Source organism: Allokutzneria sp. A3M-2-11 16 (assembly GCF_024213555.1).
Lineage (GTDB): Bacteria > Actinomycetota > Actinomycetes > Mycobacteriales > Pseudonocardiaceae > Allokutzneria.
Genome location: NZ_JANAVO010000016.1, coordinates 47,737 through 68,222 on the forward strand (window position 1 = coordinate 47,737; position 20,486 = coordinate 68,222).

At 69.2% G+C, this 20,486-nt stretch carries 2 protein-coding genes; both read left to right on the forward strand.

All coding sequences use genetic code 11. From position 1 onward, the window contains the following. Positions 1 to 81 precede the first annotated feature (81 nt). A complete protein-coding gene (locus tag NLX83_RS41665; RefSeq protein ID WP_441296823.1) occupies positions 82 to 4,524 on the forward strand; it encodes a type I polyketide synthase in 4,443 nt (1,480 codons plus the stop codon). Between the two features lie 16 nt (positions 4,525 to 4,540). Continuing rightward, entirely contained in the window at positions 4,541 to 20,485 is a 15,945-nt protein-coding gene (locus NLX83_RS36025; RefSeq protein WP_254239741.1) for a type I polyketide synthase, read from the forward strand. Position 20,486: the final 1 nt, after the last annotated feature.

A 20,486-nucleotide genomic window follows, 5' to 3' on the forward strand; every position in this document is an offset into this window, starting at 1 on the left:
TTTGGTTGACCGACCCCCGCGACTGCCCATCCAATGGACCTTGCACAAGGCCGCTGGATGGGCAGTTTCGCTGTTCAGGGCGTGTTTCTAGCTATTCGTACAGTTGACGCCAGAGAAGCGGAGAGTGGGATGGCGAATTCCTCCGAGGAGCTCATCGCGGCGCTGCGTGAGTCCCTGAAGGAAAACGCGCGGCTGACGGCCCGGAATAGCGAACTCGCCGCCGCCGCGACCGAGCCGATCGCGATCGTCGGCATCGGCTGCCGCTTCCCCGGCGGTGTGCGCACCCCGGAGCAGCTGTGGGACCTGGTGGCCAGGGGCGGCGAGGGCGTCTCGGACTTCCCGACCGACCGCGGCTGGGACCTCGGCTCGCTGTTCCACCCCGACCCCGACCACCAGGGCACCTCCTACACCAGCCGCGGCAACTTCCTGCACGACGCCGCCGAGTTCGACCCGGAGCTGTTCGGGATCAGCCCGCGCGAGGCCCTGGCGATGGACCCGCAGCAGCGGCTCCTGCTGGAGGTCGCGTGGGAGGCGTTCGAGCGCGCGGGAATCGACCCCGGCACCGTGAAGGGCAGCGCCACCGGGGTGTTCGCGGGCCTGATGTACAACGACTACGGCCAGAACCTGGACGAGCTGCCCGAGGGCGTCGAGGGGTTCCTCGGGACCGGCACCACCGGCAGCGTGCTCTCCGGCCGGATCTCCTACACCTTCGGGCTCGAAGGCCCCGCGGTCACCGTGGACACCGCGTGCTCCTCCTCGCTGGTCTCGATGCACCTTGCGGCGCAGGCACTGCGCACGGGGGAGTGCTCGCTGGCGCTGGCCGGCGGCGTGACGGTGATGTCGGTTCCGGACACCTTCGTCGACTTCTCCCGCCAGCGCGGCCTTTCCGTGGACGGGCGGTGCAAGTCCTTCGCCGCCGCGGCGGACGGCACGGGCTGGTCCGAGGGCGCGGGCATCCTGTTGCTGGAGAAGCTTTCCGACGCCAAGCGCAACGGCCACCCGATCTTCGCGGTGGTGCGCGGCTCGGCGGTGAACCAGGACGGCGCCTCCAACGGCCTCACCGCCCCGAACGGCCCTTCGCAGCAGCGGGTGATCCGCCAGGCGCTCGCCAACGCTGGTCTGTCCACTTCGGACGTTGACGCGGTCGAGGCGCACGGCACCGGCACCGTGCTCGGCGACCCGATCGAGGCGCAGGCCGTTATCGCCACGTACGGCCAGAAGCGTGACACTCCGCTGTACCTGGGATCGTTGAAGTCCAACATCGGGCACGCGCAGGCCGCCGCCGGTGTCGCCGGTGTGATCAAGACCGTGATGGCGCTGCGGCACGGAGTTCTGCCGCAGACGCTGCACATCGATGAGCCTTCGCCGCACGTGGACTGGACGGCCGGAGCCGTTTCGCTGCTCACCTCCGCTCAGGAGTGGCCTGAGGTTGACCGCCCGCGCCGTGCGGCTGTCTCGTCGTTCGGGATCTCCGGCACCAACGCACACGTGATCCTGGAGCAGGCCCCTGCTGTCTCCTCTCCATCGGAGAAGGTTGTCGAGCCGGTCGCGCTGCCGTGGATCGTCTCCGGCAAGACTCCCTCGGCGCTTGAGGCTCAGGTCGCGCAGCTGCGGTCCTTTGTGGACGCCAATGAAGCTTTGTCCAGTTTGGACATTGCATTCTCGCTGGCCACCACGCGTGCGGCGCTGGATGAGCGGGCGGTCTTCCTCGGTTCGCTCGACGGTGAGCCTGTCGCGCGGGGACGCCTGGTCAAGGGCAAGACCGCGTTCCTGTTCACCGGCCAGGGTTCGCAGCGTCGTGGTATGGGTCAGGAGCTGTACGCCGCGTACCCGGTGTTCGCTGCGGCTTATGACGAGGTGCGTGCGCTTCTTCCCGCGATCTCCGAGGAGGAGTTGGACCAGACCGGGAATGCTCAGCCCGCGCTGTTCGCGCTGGAGGTTGCTCTGTACCGGCTCGTCGAGTCGTGGGGCATCAAGCCGGACTTCCTGGTCGGGCACTCCATTGGTGAGTTGGCCGCCGCGCACGTCGCCGGTGTGTTCTCGCTGGAGGATGCCGCTCGTCTGGTGGCAGCTCGCGGGCGGTTGATGCAGGCTTTGCCCACTGGTGGAGCCATGATCGCGATCCAGGCGACTGAGGAAGAGGTTTCTTCCAAGCTTGTCGACGGCGTGGACATCGCGGCGATCAACGGGCCCCGCGCCGTGGTGATCTCCGGTGTGGAGGCGGCCGCGCTCGCAGTGGCGGAGCAGTTCAAGGACCGCAAGACCAAGCGCCTGGCCGTGTCGCATGCGTTCCACTCGTCGCTGATGGACGACATGCTGGCCGATTTCGCCAAGGTCGCGCTGTCGGTGACGTACTCCGAGCCGACCGTGCAGATCGTTTCGAACGTGACGGGCACGGTTGCCAAGGCGGCCGAGCTGATGTCGCCGGAGTACTGGGTGCGGCACGTGCGCGGCGCGGTCCGCTTTGCTGACGGCATCGCCACCTGCGCGGAGAAGGGCGTCACCCGCTACCTCGAGCTGGGGCCGGACGGGACTTTGTCGGCGATGGGCGCGGACTGCGCTTCCGCTACGTTCGCGCCGGTGCTCCGGAAAGACCGTCCGGAGCCGGAAGCGCTGCTCACCGGAGTCGGCCAGGTGTTCGCGGCCGGAGCGAAGGTGGACTGGGCCGCGGTGTTCGCCGGGACCGGCGCGCGCCGCGTCGACCTCCCGACCTACGCGTTCCAGCACCAGCGCTTCTGGCTGAAGTCCGCGCAGCGCAACAAGGATTCCTGGCGCTACCGGGTCAGGTGGGACGCGATCACCGTTCCGCGCTCGTCGCTGCACGGGACGTGGGCGGTCATCGGTTCCCCGAATCCGCTCGTCGAAGCCGCGCTCACCGCCCGCGGCGCGCAGGTCCAGTGGGTGTCGAGCCCCGCCGAAGCGTCCGAAGTGGACGGATTCCTGTCTATCGGGGCGGACCTCTCCACGACCCTGTCCCTCGTTCAGAACGTCGACGTGCCGCTGTGGTGCGCGACGGTCGGGCGGGCTCCCGAGCAGGCACAGGTGTGGGGGCTCGGGCAGGTCGTCGCACTTGAACACCCGGAGCGCTGGGGCGGCCTGGTCGAACTCCCGGCGACTCCGGGAGAGCAGGACTTCGAGCTGCTGGCCGATGTGCTCGGCGGGGCGGAGAAGCAGGTCGCCATCCGCGAGAACAGCGTGCTGGCGCGTCGTTTGGCGCACTCCGAGCCGGGGGCGGCGAAGCGGGAGTGGAAGCCGCGCGGCACGGTGTTGCTGACCGGTGGCACCGGCGCGCTCGGTTCGTTCACCGCGAAGTGGCTTGCCCGCAACGGCGCAGAGCACCTGGTGTTGTTGTCCCGCCGAGGAAACACGGCCCCTGGTGCCGCCGAGCTGAGCGCGGAACTGACCGAACTGGGCTCGCGGGTGACCGTGGCGGCGTGCGACGTCACCGACCGCGACGCGCTGGGCGAGCTGATCGAGAAGCTGCACGCGGACGGCGAAACCATTCGCTCCGTCATGCACATCGCGGGTGTCGTCGACGACGGACCCCTTGCGGCACTTGACAATGCGCGCCTTGAAGGCGTGTTGTCGCCGAAGGTCACGGCCGCGCGGAACCTGCACGAGCTGACCAAGTCCCTGGATCTGGACGCGTTCGTGCTGTTCTCCTCGCTGGCCGGAGTGTGCGGCAATCCCGGGCAGGGCGCCTATGCGGCGGCCAACGCCCACCTTGACGCGCTCGCCGAACAGCGGCACCTGGACGGGCTGCCCGCGACCTCGATCGCGTGGGGAGCCTGGGCCGAGGCGGGCATGGCCACCAACGGCACGCTGGACGACGAGCTGCGGCGCTTCGGGATTCGGCCGATGGACCCCGCGCGGGCGCTCACCGCTCTGCAAGGCGCCCTGGACCAGGAGGACGTGGCGATCACCGTCGCGGACATCGACTGGCCCCTGTTCGCGCCGAACGTGCCCGGCACGCTGTTCGACGCGATCCCGGAGGCGGCCAAGCCAGCCCAGCCGGAGAACGAGTCGGCCGCGTTGCTGCGCAAGCTCGACGGCGCGCCCGAGGCCGAGCAGACCCGGGTGCTCGTGGAGCTGGTCCGGTCGCGAGTGTCCACTGTGCTCGGTCACGCGACCACTGCCGCAGTGCAGCCGGAGCGCGCGTTCTCCGAACTGGGCTTCGACTCGCTGACCTCAGTGGAGTTCCGCAACCGGCTCAACATGGCTACGGGCCTGGTGCTGCCGACCTCCCTGGTCTTCGACTACCCGACGCCGGTTGCGCTCGCGGCCTTCCTGCGCGAGGAGCTGCTGGGCTCGGACAGCGACGCCGACCAGTTGCTGGACCGGCTCGAAGACACCTTGCAGGGCCTGGAACCCGGCACCGAGCTGCGCGAGCGGCTGGTCGGGCGGCTCAAGGCCCTGGTGTCGGCCACCACGTCGAGCGAGGAGGGGGCCGACCTCGTCGAGTCGCTGCGGTCCTCCTCCAACGACGAACTCTTCGACTTCATCGACAAGCAGCTCGGCAATTGAGTAGTGGGGATCTCTAATGTCTTCTGCTGAGAACAACAAGCTCCGCGATTACCTCACGCGCGTCACGGGCGAGCTGCACGCGACGAAGCTGCGGTTGCGCGAGGCCGAGGAGAAGGACTTCGAGCCGGTCGCGATCGTCGGGATGGCCTGCCGGTTCCCCGGGGCCGACTCGCCGGAGGCGTTCTGGCGGATGATCGCGGACGGCGTCGACGGCGTCCGCGAGTTCCCCACCGACCGCGGCTGGGACCTGGAACGGCTCTACGACCCCGATCCCGACCACCTCGGCACCTCCTACGTGCGCAGCGGCGGATTCCTCACCGCGGCGGGGGAGTTCGACGCCGAGCTGTTCGGGATCTCCCCGCGCGAGGCCCTGGCGATGGACCCGCAGCAGCGGCTGTTGCTGGAGACCTCGTGGGAGGCGTTCGAGCGCGCGGGCATCGACCCGACCTCGCTTCGCGGTTCACGGACCGGTGTCTTCGCGGGCACCAACGGCCAGGACTACGGCCGCACGATCACCGAGCCGATGGAGGGCATCGAGGGCTACCTCGGCACCGGCATCTCGGGTTCGGTCCTGTCCGGCCGACTGTCCTATGTGTTCGGCCTGGAAGGCCCGGCCGTCACGATCGACACCGCGTGCTCTTCGTCACTGGTGGCCATGCACCTTGCCGTGCAAGCACTTCGGTCCGGTGAGTGCACTCTCGCGCTCGCAGGTGGCGTCAGCGTGATGTCCGGTCCGGACGCGTTCGTCGAGTTCTCCCGCCAGCGCGGCCTCGCCCGCGACGGGCGGGTCAAGGCGTTCTCCGCCTCCTCCGACGGGACGGGCTGGGGCGAAGGCGCCGGAATGCTGCTGCTGGAGAAGCTTTCCGACGCGCAGCGCACCGGACACCCGGTCTTGGCCATCCTGCGCGGCACCGCCGTGAACCAGGACGGCGCTTCGAACGGCCTCACCGCGCCGAACGGCCCGTCGCAGCAGCGCGTCATCCGCCAGGCGCTCGCCAACGCTCGTCTGTCTACTAAGGACGTAGACGCGGTCGACGCGCACGGCACCGGTACGACGCTCGGTGACCCCATCGAGGCTCAGGCGCTGCTCGCCACCTACGGCCAGGGGCGCGCCGAGCCCCTGTGGGTCGGATCGGTGAAGTCCAACATCGGCCACACCCAGGCCGCCGCCGGTGTGGCCAGCGTGATCAAGATGGTGATGGCCATCCGGCACGGTGTGCTGCCGCAGTCGCTGCACATCGACGCGCCAACCCCGCACGTGGACTGGACCGCTGGCGCGGTCTCTCTGCTTTCGTCTGCCCGTGACTGGCCCCAGGTGGACCGCCCGCGTCGTGCGGGCGTTTCGTCTTTTGGTATCTCTGGAACCAATTCGCACGTCATCGTCGAAGAAGCGCCTGCCCCCGTTGAGGAGAACACCGAGCCGACTGCGTGTCTCCTTGGCGCGCACGTGCCGTGGGTGGTGTCCGGCAAGACTCCGGAAGCTTTGCAGGCTCAGGCTGCGGCACTTCTGTCCGTTGTGGACGGTTCTGAGCCGCTTGACCTCGGGCGCGCGCTGGCCTCGACGCGGGCTCGACTGGACCACCGCGGCGTCGCGTTCGGCGTTTCGCAGCTGCGCGCTCTGGCGGCTGGTGAGCCGGGGGTTGTGACCGGGCAGGCCACGGGCGGTCAGCTCGCGGTGCTGTTCACCGGTCAGGGTTCGCAGCGCCTGGGAATGGGGCAGGCGCTCTACGAGGCGTTCCCGGTGTTCGCGGCGGCCTACGACGAGGTGCGGGCGCTTCTGCCTTCGGTTCCCTCCACACAGGAGGAGCTGAACGAGACCGGCAACGCCCAGCCCGCGCTGTTCGCCCTGGAAGTGGCGCTGTACCGGCTGATCGAGTCCCTGGGTGTGCGCCCGGACTTCCTCGCTGGGCACTCGATCGGTGAGCTGGCCGCCGCTCACGTCGCGGGCGTGTGGTCGCTCGAAGACGCGGCCCGGATCGTCACCGCACGCGGTCGGTTGATGCAGGCTTTGCCCAGCGGTGGAGCGATGATCGCGATCCAGGCGACTGAGGAGGAGGTTCGCGCCCAGCTCGTCGATGGCGTGGACATCGCGGCGATCAACGGGCCCCGCGCTGTGGTGATCTCCGGCGAGGAGGCTGCTGCGCTCGCCGTTGCGGAGCAGTTCAAGGACCGCAAGACCAAGCGTCTTCCCGTCTCGCACGCTTTCCACTCCGGCCTGATGGACGGGATGCTCGCCGAGTTCGGCAAGGTTATCGCGTCGGCCACCGCCTCCGCGCCGACCATCCAGATCGTCTCCACGCTCACCGGTCGCGCCGCGACCACCGAAGAACTGTCCTCTGTGGACTACTGGGTTCGGCATGTGCGCGAATCCGTGCGTTTTGCCGATGCCGTCACGACGCTCGCGGAAGCCGGAGTCACCAAGTTCCTGGAGCTGGGTCCGGACGGTGTGCTCACCGCCGCGGGCGCGGACTGCGCTGAAGGCAAGTTCATCGCGTCTCTGCGCAGGGATCGCGACGAGCCGCAGACCTTCGTCACGGCGCTGGCCGAGCTGTACGTCAACGGCGGCAGCGTGGATTGGGCCTCGGCGTTCGAGGGCCCGGCCCGGCACGTCGACCTGCCCACCTACGCTTTCCAGCGGCGCCACTACTGGCTGCCGATGCAGCGGGCCACCGGCGATGCTTCCGGCCTGGGCCTCGGCTCCCTGGACCACCCGCTGCTCGGCGCTTCGGTGTCTCTGGCCGACGCTGAGGGTTTCCTGTTCACCGGGCGCCTCTCGACCTCCACGCACTCGTGGCTGGCCGATCACGTGGTGATGGGCGCGATCGTCGTGCCTGGCACCGGCTTGGTCGAGCTGGCCGTGCGCGCTGCCGACGAGGTGGGTTGCGGCGTCCTCGAAGAGCTGACGTTGCAGGCCCCGCTCGTGCTGCCCGAGGACGGCGGTGTTCAGGTCCAGCTCGCTGTCGCGGCTCCCGATGAGTCCGGCCGCCGCGCGCTGACCTTGCACTCCCGTCGTGACGACAGCGCGTGGACCTTGCATGCCATCGGTTCCGTTGCGCCCGTCGCCGCTGCACCGAACTTCTCCTTGGAGGAGTGGCCGCCTGCCGGAGTCACCGCTGCCTCCGTGGAGACGCTGTACGACGACTTCAACGCCACCGGTCTGAGCTACGGGCCGACCTTCCGTGGACTGACCGCCGCCTGGACTCGCGGCGAGGAGATCTTCGCTGAGGTCGAACTGCCCGAGGCTGTTCAGGGGGAGGCGGGCAAGTTCGGCCTGCACCCGGCGTTGTTGGACGCCGCACTGCATTCGTTGGTCGTCGGCGAGTCTTCGGATGAGGGCGCCAGGTTGCCCTTCGCGTGGAGCGGAGTGTCGCTACACGCTTCCGGAGCTTCCGCGCTGCGCGTGCACGTGAAGATCACCGGCAAGGACGTGGTGTCCCTGCGGGTCGCTGACACCACCGGTGCTCCAGTGGCCACTGTGGACTCTCTTGCGCTGCGGGCGGTTTCGGCCGAGCAGATCCAGGCCGCGGGTGCCGGAGAGCACGACTCGCTCTACCGGGTCGACTGGACGCAGGTGCCGCTCGCACAGGGCTCTGCCTCTTCCTACGTGGTGCACCGCGTTGTCGGCGAGGACGGCGACACGGTCAGCGCCACGCACACGGCCACGCACGACGTACTGCGCGTTCTTCAGGATTTCCTTGCTGAGGAAGGTGATTCCAAGCTCGTCATCCACACCACCGGCGCGGTCATGGACGTCACTGACCTGCCCGCCGCCGCGGTGTGGGGCATGGTTCGGGTTGCGCAGGCGGAAAGTCCCGATCGCGTTGTGCTGATCGATGCCGAGGACGACGCGAAGTTCGACGAGATCGTCGCCAGCGGTGAGGCTCAGGTCGCGGTGCGCGGCGCCGAGGTCTTCGTGCCGCGCCTGGCGACGATGGCGGGCAGCGGAGTGCTCGTGCCCCCGGCCGAGAAGACTTGGCGCCTGGGCATGTCCGGCAAGGGCACACTGGACCACCTGGTCCTGGAACCGCTTCCGCAGTCGGAGCTCGCGCCGACCCACGTGCGCATCGGGGTTCGCGCGGCCGGTGTGAACTTCCGGGATGTGCTCAACGTCCTGGGCATGTACCCGGGCGACGCGGGGCTGCTCGGCAACGAGGTCGCCGGTGTCGTGCTTGAGGTCGGCTCCGAGGTGACCGACCTCGCGGTCGGCGAGAAGGTCATGGGCCTCGCGTTCGGCGGCATCGGACCCGTCGCGGTCACTGACCGGCCGATGCTGACCCGCGTCCCGAAGGGCTGGACGTTCGAGGAGGCCGCCTCAGTTCCGCTGGTGTTCCTCACCGCCTACTACGGTCTGCGGGACCTCGGTGGCCTGAAGGCGGGCGAGTCGGTGCTGATCCACGCCGCCGCCGGTGGTGTGGGTATGGCCGCCACGCAGATCGCGATGCACCTGGGCGCGACGGTTTACGGCACGGCGAGCAAGGGCAAGTGGGATGTGCTGCGGGAGCAGGGCATCGAGCACATCGCGTCGTCGCGCACCACGGACTTCGAGCAGGAGTTCCTGTCCATTTCGGACGGTCGCGGCGTTGACGTGGTGCTCGACGCACTCGCGGGTGAGTTCGTCGACGCGTCGCTGCGGCTGATGCCGCGTGGCGGCCGGTTCCTGGAGATGGGCAAGACCGACATCCGCGAGCAGGAGGACGTCGACCGGCAGTACCCCGGTGTCCAGTACCAGGCGTTCGACCTGATCGAGGCCGAGGCGTCGCGCGTGGCGTCGATGTGGGCCGAGCTGATCGAGCTGTTCGACGCCGGTGTCCTGAAGCCGCTGCCGATCAGGACCTGGGACGTTCGCCGCGCCCCCGAGGCGTTCCGGTTCATCAGCCAGGCCAAGCACATCGGCAAGGTCGTCCTGACCGTCGAGCGCGGGGTCGACCCCGAGAGCACCGTGCTGATCACCGGTGGCACTGGCGGGCTCGGGAAGCTCTTCGCCCGTCACATGATCACCGCGCACGGCGTGAAGAACCTGGTGCTGACCAGCCGCCGCGGTGCCGACGCGCCCGGTGCCGCCGCCCTCGTCGAGGAACTGGCCGAACTTGGTGCCTCCGTCGAGATCGCGGCGTGCGACGTGGCCGACCGCGACGCGGTTTCGGCTCTGCTGGGCGGAATCCCGGACCTGGACGGGGTGATCCACACCGCCGGTGTGCTCGACGACGGCATGATCACCTCGCTCACCCCGGAGCGGGTGGACACCGTGTTCGGGCCGAAGGTCGACGCCGCGTGGCACCTGCACGAGCTGACCCGCGACCGTGACCTGGCGATGTTCGCGCTCTTCTCGTCGGCGGCGGGCCTGCTCGGCAACCCCGGGCAGGGCAACTACACCGCGGCCAACGGGTTCCTGGACGCGCTCGCTTCGTATCGTCGCGCCCAGGGATTGCCCGCGCAGTCGTTGGCGTGGGGCCTGTGGGTCGGCGGCATGGCGGGCACGCTGTCCGAGGCCGAGCTGGCGCGGATGAAGGGCTCCGGCACCGGCGCGCTGACCCACGAAGAAGGCGTCGAGCTGTTCGACGCCGCGCACGCGATGGGCCTTTCCGTTGCGGCGCCGATGAAACTGGACCTGCCGGAGCTGGAGGCGTTCGCGCGCACCGCTTCGCTGCCGCCGCTGTTGCGTGGCTTGGTGCGGGCCACCCGCCGCGCAGCGCAGTCGGGCGAGGCTCAGGGCTCGTCGCTGGCGAAGCGCCTGGCCGGGCTGACCGAGGCCGAGCAGGACCGGACGCTGCTGGACCTGGTCCGCACGCAGGTCGCGTTGGTGCTGGGCCATGTCACGCCGGAGACCGTCGAGCCGGGCCGCGGCTTCATGGAGATCGGCTTTGACTCGCTGACCGCCGTGGAGCTGCGCAACCGCCTCGGCGCGGTGACCGGGCTGCGGCTTCCGTCCACACTGATCTTCGACTACCCGACCCCGGTCGCGCTCACCGGGTACGTTCGTTCGGAGCTGGTCGGTTCCTCGGGACTGTCCACTGTGGTCAGGTCGACTGCCTCCAGTGACGAGCCGATCGCGATCGTGGCCACGGCGCTGCGCTTCCCCGGTGGCATCAACACCCCGGACGATCTGTGGCGCTTCGTCATGGGCAACGAGCACGCGATCACTGGCTTCCCGACCGACCGCGGCTGGGACCTGGACGGCTTGTTCAGCACGGAGCCGGGCAGGCAGGGCACCTCGTACGCCAAGACCGGTGGCTTCCTGCACGACGCCGCCGAGTTCGACCCGGAGTTCTTCGGCATCAGCCCGCGCGAGGCCATGGCCATGGACCCGCAGCAGCGCCTGATGCTGGAGGTGTCGTGGGAGGCCATGGAGCGCGCCGGGATCGACCCGTCGTCGCTGAAGGGCAGCTCCACCGGCGTTTTCGCGGGCGTGATCTACAACGACTACGCGTCGCGGCTGACCGCTGTGCCGGAGGAGATCGAAGGCTTCCTGGGCACCGGTGCTTCGATGAGCATCCTGTCCGGACGCGTGGCCTACACCTTCGGCTTCGAAGGCCCCGCGATCTCCATTGACACCGCGTGTTCCTCGTCGCTGGTCGCGATGCACCTCGCCGCGCAGGCGCTGCGCAGCGGTGAGTGCGACCTCGCGCTCGCGGGCGGTGTAACGGTCATGTCGGTGCCGGACCCGTTCATCGACTTCAGCAAGCAGAACGGTCTCGCGCCGAACGGGCACTGCAAGTCCTTCTCCTCGACCGCCGATGGCACGGCGTGGTCGGAGGGCGCGGGCCTGGTGATGCTGGAGCGCCTGTCCGACGCACAGCGCAACGGCCGCCAGATCCTTGCTGTGCTGCGGAGTTCCGCGGTCAACCAGGACGGCGCGTCGAGCGGTCTGACCGCGCCGAACGGCCCCTCGCAGCAGCGGGTCATCCGGCAGGCGCTCGCCAACGGCGGACTGTCCACTTCGGACGTCGACGCCGTCGAGGCGCACGGCACCGGCACCAAGCTCGGCGACCCCATCGAGGCGCAGGCGATCCTCGCCACCTACGGCCAGGAGCGCGAGCACCCGCTGTGGCTGGGCTCGATCAAGTCGAATCTCGGCCACACGCAGGGCGCGGCGGGCGTCATCAGCGTGATCAAGATGGTGGAGGCCATTCGGCGCGGTGTCCTGCCGCAGTCGCTGCACATCGACGAGCCCACGCCGCAGGTGGAGTGGTCTTCCGGCGCGGTCTCGCTGCTGACCTCGGCTCAGGAGTGGCCTACCGTCGATCGTCCGCGCCGTGCGGGTGTCTCGTCGTTCGGCATGAGCGGCACGAACGCGCACGTGATCATCGAGCAGGCTCCTGTCGTGGTGGAGTCTTCGCTTGAGCGCGTTGCTCCTGCTGTGCTGGCTTGGCCGCTGTCCGGGCGCACTGCCGACGCGGTCCCGGCGCAGGCCGCGAAGCTGCGGGACTACTTGGCGGACAACGACCTCGACTCGCTCGACATCGCGTTCTCCTTGGCTGTCAAGCCGCGTCATGAACACCGTGCCGCTGTGGTCGGCGCTTCCCGCGATGAGCTGATCGCTGCCCTGTCGGCTTTGGCTGAGGGAGAAGCGGTTGTCCGGGGGCGCGCGGGCAGTGGCCCGATCGCGTTCATGTTCACTGGTCAGGGTTCGCAGCGCCTCGGCATGGGGCAGGCGCTTTACGCGGCGTACCCGGTGTTCGCGGCAGCTTATGACGAGGTGCGTGCGCTGCTGCCCGCGATCTCGTGGGATGAGTTGGACCAGACGGGTAATGCTCAGCCCGCGCTGTTCGCTCTTGAGGTTGCGCTGTACCGACTCGTCGAGTCGTGGGGTGTGCGGCCGGACTTCCTGGTCGGGCATTCGATCGGTGAGCTGGCCGCCGCGCACGTCGCCGGTGTCTGGTCACTGGAGGACGCGGCGCGCGTCGTCGCCGCCCGTGGTCGGTTGATGCAGGCTTTGCCCAGTGGTGGAGCCATGATCTCGATCCAGGCCACCGAGGAAGAGGTTCTGCCGCACCTGAACGACAAGGTCGGCATCGCGGCGATCAACGGCCCGCGTTCCATCGTGATCTCCGGCGACGCGAAGGCCGCCAAGAAGGTCGCGAAGAACTTCGAGAAGACCAAGCAGCTGACCGTTTCGCACGCGTTCCACTCGGTGCTGATGGACGAGATGCTGGAGGAGTTCCGCGCGGTCCTGGAATCGGTCACCTACTCCGAGCCGACGATTCCGCTGGTGTCCAATGTGACCGGTGGGCTCGGCGAGTCGGTCACGGACCCGGAGTACTGGGTGCGGCACGTCCGCGACGCGGTGCGGTTCGCGGACGGCATCGCCGCCTTGGAGGCCGCCGGTGTCCGCCGCTTCGTCGAGCTGGGCCCGGACGGCACGCTCTCCGCGATGGGCGCGAACTGCGCTGCCGACGGCGTGTTCATTCCCGTGCTGCGCAAGGACCGCGACGAGGTCGTTAGCGCGACTATCGCGCTCGCCGCATTGGACGCCAACGGCATCGACGTCGACTGGTCGGTGATCTACTCGGACACCGGCGCACAGCGTGTCGACCTGCCCACGTATGCCTTCCAGCACAAGCGTTACTGGGTCAACTCGCCGTCGACCCCGGGCGATGCCACCGGTCTCGGGCTCGGTGCGGCGGAACACCCGCTGCTCGGCGCGCTGGTCACGCTGCCCGACTCGGACGGGCTTGTGCTGACCGGTCGCCTGTCGCTGGACTCGCACCGTTGGCTGGCCGACCACGCGGTCATGGGTTCCGTTCTGTTGCCCGGCACCGCATTCGTCGAGCTGGCCGTGCGCGCTGGCGACGAGCTCGGCCTTGGCTCGGTGCAGGACCTGACGTTGCAGGCTCCGCTCGTGCTGCCGGAGAGCGGTGGTGTTCAGCTGCGGCTGACCGTAGACCCTGCTCAGCGGTCGCTGTCGATCTACTCCCGTGCTCAGGACGCTGTCGGTGAACCGTGGACGTTGCACGCCACCGGTCTGCTCGCTGAGGCTGCCGCTCCGAGCTTCGATCTGACGGAGTGGCCGCCTGCGGGTGTGACTGCCCTTGATGTGAGCGGCTTCTACGCGGACGCCGCCGGTGCCGGGCTTGAGTACGGACCGGTCTTCCAGGGGCTGACCTCGGCGTGGCGGCTCGGCGACGAGATCTTCGCTGAGGTTGCTCTGCCGGAAGGTGTTTCGGCGGACGGCTTCGGATTGCACCCGGCGTTGCTCGACGCGGCGCTGCACGCCATCGGCCTCGATGGCCAGGACGCACGGCTTCCGTTCGCGTGGAACGGCGTTTCGCTGCACGCCGAGGGTGCTACCGCGCTGCGCATGCGTGTCACGCCTGCGGGGTCTGCTGTTCGACTTCAGCTCGCGGATGGCACTGGCGCGCCAGTGGCCACTGTGGACTCCCTGGCTCTGCGCGCGGTTTCGGCCGACCAGTTCCGGGTTCGGACTGATTCGCTGTACGCCCTGGATTGGGTTCCGGTCACGGCGTCCGGCTCGGTCGAGGCGACGGTTCACGCAGCGCACAGCGTTCACGAAGTCCTTGGTGTGGTTCAGGAATGGCTCGCGGGCTCGGACGAGTCGCCTCTTGTGGTGCGGACCGAGGGTGTCGCCGCCGATCCGGATGTGGCGGCGGTGTGGGGTCTGGTTCGCTCCGCACAGTCCGAGCACCCTGGACGTTTCGTGCTCGTCGACGGACCGGCTTCGGCAGTCGGCGCGGCGGTCGCCACTGGCGAGCCGCAGATCGTTGTGCGTGACGGGGAGCTGTTCGCGCCGCGCCTGGTTCGCGCTGCCGTTCCGGAGAACACGGACTGGACGGTGTCCGGGACCGCGCTGATCACCGGTGGCACTGGCGGACTGGGCGCGTTGGTGGCGCGGCACCTTGTCGCTGATCGCGGCGCCCGCGACCTGGTGCTGACCAGCCGTCGTGGTCCTGACGCGCCTGGTGTCGCGGCCGTGTTGGAGGAGTTGCGCGAACTCGGAGCCTCCGTTGAGGTTGTCGCGTGCGATGTGGCCGACCGTGCTGCTCTTTCAGCTCTGTTGAGCGGAATTTCGAACCTCACCACTGTGGTGCACGCGGCGGGTGTGCTGGACGACGGCGTGATCACCGCGCTGACTCCGGAGCGCCTGGACGGCGTGCTGCGGCCGAAGGCGGTCGCCGCGTGGAACCTGCACGAGCTGACGGAGAACCTGGAGCAGTTCATCCTGTTCTCCTCGGTTTCCGGTGTTCTTGGTGGGCCTGGCCAGGGCAACTATGCCGCTGCCAACGCATACCTCGACGCGCTCGCCGAACTCCGTGTGCGGCAAGGTCTTCCGGCGACGTCGGTCGCCTACGGCCTGTGGACGACGGGCATGGGTAGCACGATCGACCTCGCGCACACGGGTTTCGCCGCACTGGAGCCCGCAGAAGCCTTGGCGCTGCTGGACGCCGCGCTCGTGAGCGGCAGCGCGCTGTCGGTTCCGGTGAAGCTCAACCTGGCGGCGCTGCGCAACGGCGATGTGCCGCACACGCTGCGGTCGCTGGTCCGCGTCAACAACCGCCGTGCGGCACAGGCTCCGGAAGCGGCTGGGCTGCGGCAGCGCCTCGCCGGGCTGTCGGAGGCGGAGCAGGAGCGGGTCGTCGTCGAGCTGATCCGCACCCAGGCCGCCATGATCCTCGGCCACGACCCGGCCGCGATCGAGGCGGAACGCGCGTTCAGCGACGTCGGCTTCGACTCGCTCACCGCGGTCGAGCTGCGCAACCGTGTCGGTGGCACAACGGGTCTGCCGCTGCCCGCGACGCTGATCTTCGACTACCCGACGCCGCTCGACCTCGCGCGCCACGTCCGCACCGAGCTGCTGGGCGAGATCGCCGAGGTGACCGCCGTCGCCGCGGTCGGATCGGACGAGCCGATCGCGATCGTCGGCATGGGCTGCCGCTACCCGGGCGGAGTCACCACGCCGGAGGAGCTGTGGCAGCTCGTCGCGTCCGGCACGGACGGTGTCTCGATGTTCCCGACCGATCGCGGCTGGGACCTGGACAACCTGTACCACCCCGACCCCGACCACCAGGGCACCTCGTACACCCGCGAAGGCGGGTTCCTGCACGACGCGGCCGAGTTCGACCCGGAGTTCTTCGGGATCTCGCCGCGTGAAGCCCTGGCCATGGACCCGCAGCAGCGCTTGCTGCTGGAGGTCTCGTGGGAGGCCATGGAGCGGGCGGGCGTCGACCCGGCTTCGTTGAAGGGCTCGTCGACCGGTGTCTTCGCCGGTGTCATGTACTACGACTACGGTTCGCGGCTGACCACCGTTCCGGACGGCGTCGAGGGTTTCCTCGGCACCGGCACCTCCGGCAGCATCCTGTCCGGTCGCGTCGCCTACACCTTCGGGTTCGAGGGGCCCGCGGTTTCCGTTGACACCGCTTGCTCTTCGTCGCTCGTCGCGCTCCACTGGGCCGCGCAGGCGCTGCGTTCCGGTGAGTGCTCGATGGCACTGGCCGGTGGTGTCACGGTGATGTCCACTCCGGACACTTTCATCGGGTTCTCGCGGCAGCGCGGCCTGGCCACCGATGGCCGCTGCAAGTCCTTCGGGGCGGGCGCGGACGGCACCGGGTGGGCCGAGGGCGCGGGCATGCTCGTGCTGGAGAAGCTCTCCGACGCTCGCCGCAACGGGCACCCGGTGCTCGCGGTGATCAAGGGGTCCGCGCTCAACCAGGACGGCGCTTCCAACGGGCTCACCGCGCCCAACGGCCCTTCGCAGCAGCGGGTCATCCGCCAGGCGCTGGCCAACGCGGGCATCGGACCGTCCGATGTGGACCTGATCGAGGCGCACGGCACCGGCACGGTCCTCGGCGACCCGATCGAGGCGCAGGCCGTGCTGTCCACCTACGGCCAGGACCGCACCGCTCCTGTGTGGATGGGCTCGATCAAGTCCAACATCGGCCACACCCAGGCCGCGGCCGGGGTCGGCGGCATCATCAAGGTCGTCAAGGCCATCGAGCACGGCGTCATGCCGCAGAGCCTGCACCTGGAGTCGCCGTCGCCGCACGTCGACTGGTCCTCCGGCGACGTCGCCCTGCTCACCTCGCCGCAGTCGTGGCCGCAGGTGGATCGCCCCCGCCGCGCCGCCGTCTCCTCCTTCGGCATCTCCGGCACCAACGCCCACGTCATCATCGAACAACCCCCCGCTTTTTCCCTGAACGGGTCGTTCGGGGAATCTAACGCCCCCAACGACCCGTTCAGGGAATCTAACGCCCCAAATGAGGCGTTGGCTGAGGACGACCACGTGGTGTTGGTGGTGTCGGGGCGGACTAACGAGGCGGTGCACGGGCAGGCGGCGAAGATCAAGGCGTTCGTTGACGAGAATCCCGATGTACAGATCAGTGATGTGGCGTTCTCGTTGGCGGGGAAACCGCATCACGAGCACCGGGCCGCGGTGATCGGCAAGCGTGATGAGCTGCTGAAGGGGTTGGCGGCGCTCGCGGAGGGCGAGAAGGCGGTGAACGTCGTCCGGGGCAGCGCGTCCGCGGGCCGCACGGCAGTGCTGTTCACCGGCCAGGGGTCGCAGCGCCTCGGCATGGGGCAGGAGCTCTACGATGCGTTCCCGGTCTTCGCGAGAGCCTTCGACGAGGTCCGTCAGCACCTGCCGGAGGCAGTGACCACGCAGGACGAGCTGAACCAGACGGGGAACGCTCAGCCCGCGTTGTTCGCCCTGGAAGTGGCGCTGTACCGGCTGGTCGAATCGTGGGGCGTCAAGCCGGACTTCCTGGTCGGGCACTCCATCGGCGAGCTGGCCGCGGCGCACGTCGCGGGTGTCTGGTCGCTGGAGGACGCCGCGAAGGTCGTGGCGGCCCGTGGTCGGCTGATGCAGGCTTTGCCCAGCGGTGGAGCCATGATCTCGCTCCGCGCGACCGAGGCGGAGGTCCTGCCGCACCTCGACGACAAGGTCGGCATCGCGGCGATCAACGGCCCGGAGGCCGTGGTGATCTCCGGTGACGCGAAGGCCGCGAAGAAGATCGCGAAGAGCTTCGAGAAGGCCAAGCAGCTCGCGGTCTCGCACGCGTTCCACTCCGCGCACATGGACGGGATGCTCGACGAGTTCCGGGCGGTCCTAGACGAGATCACGTTCAACGAGCCGACGATTCCGTTGGTGTCCAACGTGACCGGAGACTTGACCGACCAGGTCACCGAGCCCGGCTACTGGGTGCGGCACGTCCGCGACGCGGTGCGGTTCGCGGACGGCATGAGCACGCTCGCGGCCGAAGGTGTCACGCGGTTCCTGGAGCTGGGGCCGGACGGCACGCTCTCCGCGATGGGCGCGAACTGCGTCGAAGGCACGTTCATCCCGGTGCTGCGCAAGGACCGGGACGAGACCGTCTCGGTGCGCACCGCCATCGCCGCGCTGCACAACTCCGGCGTCAAGATCGACTGGTCGGTGCTGGTCCCCGGCAAGCGGATCGACCTGCCGACGTACGCCTTCCAGCACCAGCACTACTGGCTGAACTCCGCCGACACCACCGCGGACGTGGCCTCGGCGGGACTGGAGTCGCCGGACCACCCACTGCTGGGCGCCTCGGTGTCCCTCGCGGACGGGGACGGATTCCTGTTCACCGGAAGGCTTTCGACCGCGACCCACCCGTGGCTGGCCGACCACGCCGTCATGGGTTCGGTCCTGGTGCCGGGAACCGCGTTGCTGGACCTGGCGATCAGGGCCGCCGACGAGGCGGGCTGCGCCGCGGTCGAGGAGCTGATGCTCCAGGCGCCCTTGGTGCTCCCCGAGTCCGGGGCGGTCACGGTCCAGGTGGCGGTGAAGGACCGCGCCATCTCGATCCACTCGCGGCGCGACGGAGACTGGACACTGCACGCGACCGGTTCCCTTGCGGTACAGGCGGAAACCACCGCGTTCTCGTTGGCGCAGTGGCCCCCGGCCGGAGCGACCGCGATCGATCTCGACGGCGCTTACGAGGGCCTGGCCGAGGCTGGCATGCAGTACGGCCCGCAGTTCCAGGGGCTCCAGAAGGCTTGGGCGCGCGACGGCGAGATGTTCGCCGAGGTGGCCTTGCCCGGCATCGACGTCGACGGCTTCGGTCTGCACCCGGCGTTGCTGGACTCCGCCTTGCACGCCCTCGGTTTCAGCGGCGACTCGACGAACCCGTGCCTGCCCTTCGCGTGGAGCGGCGTCTCGTTGCAGGCGACCGGAGCGACCTCGCTGCGCGTGCGGATCGCGCCGACTGGTGCGGACTCGGTCTTGCTGGAGATCGCTGACGGGGTCGGAGTCCCGGTCGCTTCGGTGGAATCCCTTGCACTGCGCGAGGTTTCCGCTGAACAGCTCGCGCAGAGCAGCATCGATTCGCTGTACCTGGTCAACTGGAAACCCGTCACGGGCAGCGGCGATGTTCCGCCGTTCGAGCTGGTTTCCCTTGAAGGCGAAGGAAAGGACGTGGTCGGCGACGCGCATTCGCTGACTCACCGGGCACTCGCGCTGGTGCAGGAGTGGATCGCAGCCGATCACGAGGAGACTCTGGTCGTGCGCACCACCGGCGGTGTCGCGGCAGCGGCGGCGCGGGGTCTGCTCCGCTCGGCGCAGAACGAGAACCCGGGCCAGATCGTTGTGGTGGAGGCGGATTCCGAGGAGCACATCCCCGCCGCGCTCGCCACGGGCGAACCGGAGATCGAGGTCCGCGACGGCAAGCTCTTCGCGCCACGCCTGGTCAAGGCCGCGGCATCCGGGGAGACCGAGTGGACTGGAACCGTCCTGATCACCGGTGGGACGGGCGGTCTTGGCAGCCAGCTGGCCAAGCACCTCGTGTCCACGCACGGCGTCCGCGACCTCGTGCTCACCAGCCGCAGGGGCGCTGCCGCACCGGGAGCCACTGAACTCCAAGCGGAGCTTGAGGCCCTGGGCGCGACGGTGGCGATCGCGGCCTGCGACGCGGCCGATCGAAAGAAGCTCTCCAAGCTCCTCCAAGGAATCGAGAACCTGACCGCCGTGGTGCACACCGCCGGTGTGCTCGACGACGGCGCGATCGCCTCGCTCACCCCGGAACGGGTGGACGGCGTCTTCGCCCCGAAGGTCGGCGCCGCGTGGAACCTGCACGAGCTGACCAAGGACCTGCCGCTGACGCACTTCGTGCTGTTCTCCAGCTTTGCCGGGGTCGTCGGCGGGCCGGGACAGGGCAACTACGCCGCGGCGAACTCCTTCCTTGACGCTCTGGCAACTCATCGGCACGCTTCCGGGCTGCCCGCGACTTCCCTGGCCTGGGGCCTGTGGGCGACGGGCATGGGAGCGGACGAGGTCGCCAGGCTCCGCGGTGAAGGGTTCGGCGCGATCACCGAGGACGAGGGCATGGCGCTGTTCGACGCCGCCATCGCGCTCGGCGAGCCCGTCGCGGTGCCGGTGCGGCTCGACCCGTCGAAGCTCACCGTTGTGCCGCAGCTGATGCGGGACCTGGTGCGCGCGCCGGGACGCCGGATCGCGCAGGCCGCCGCGGACGGTCAGGCCGACGCGCTCAAGCAGCGGCTGGCCGGGCTCGCCGAGGCGGAGGCGTTGCAGGTGCTGATCGAGCTGGTGCGGGAGCAGGTCGCACTGGTGCTCGGCCACGCCTCGGCGGAGCAGATCGAGCCGGGGCGGGCGTTCAGCGACCTGGGCTTCGACTCGCTCACCGCGGTGGAGCTGCGCAACTCCCTCGGCGCGGCAACGGGTCTGCGGTTGCCGACCACGCTGGTCTTCGACTACCCGGCCCCGGACGCGCTCGCGAAGTTCCTCCAGGCGGAAGTCGTCCCCGCCGAACCCGCGGGCCCACCGGTGGTCACCGAGATCGCGAAGCTGGAGGCGCTGCTGTCGGCCACCGATCCCGGCGCGGCCGGGGCCGAAGAGGTGGAGGACCGCCTGCGCGCACTGGTGGCGATGTGGACGGGCAAGCGCGACAGCCCGGACGACAACGCCGATCTGGAGTCGGTGACCAGCATGAACGACATCTTCCAGCTTCTTGACGACGAGCTCAGGGGTTAGC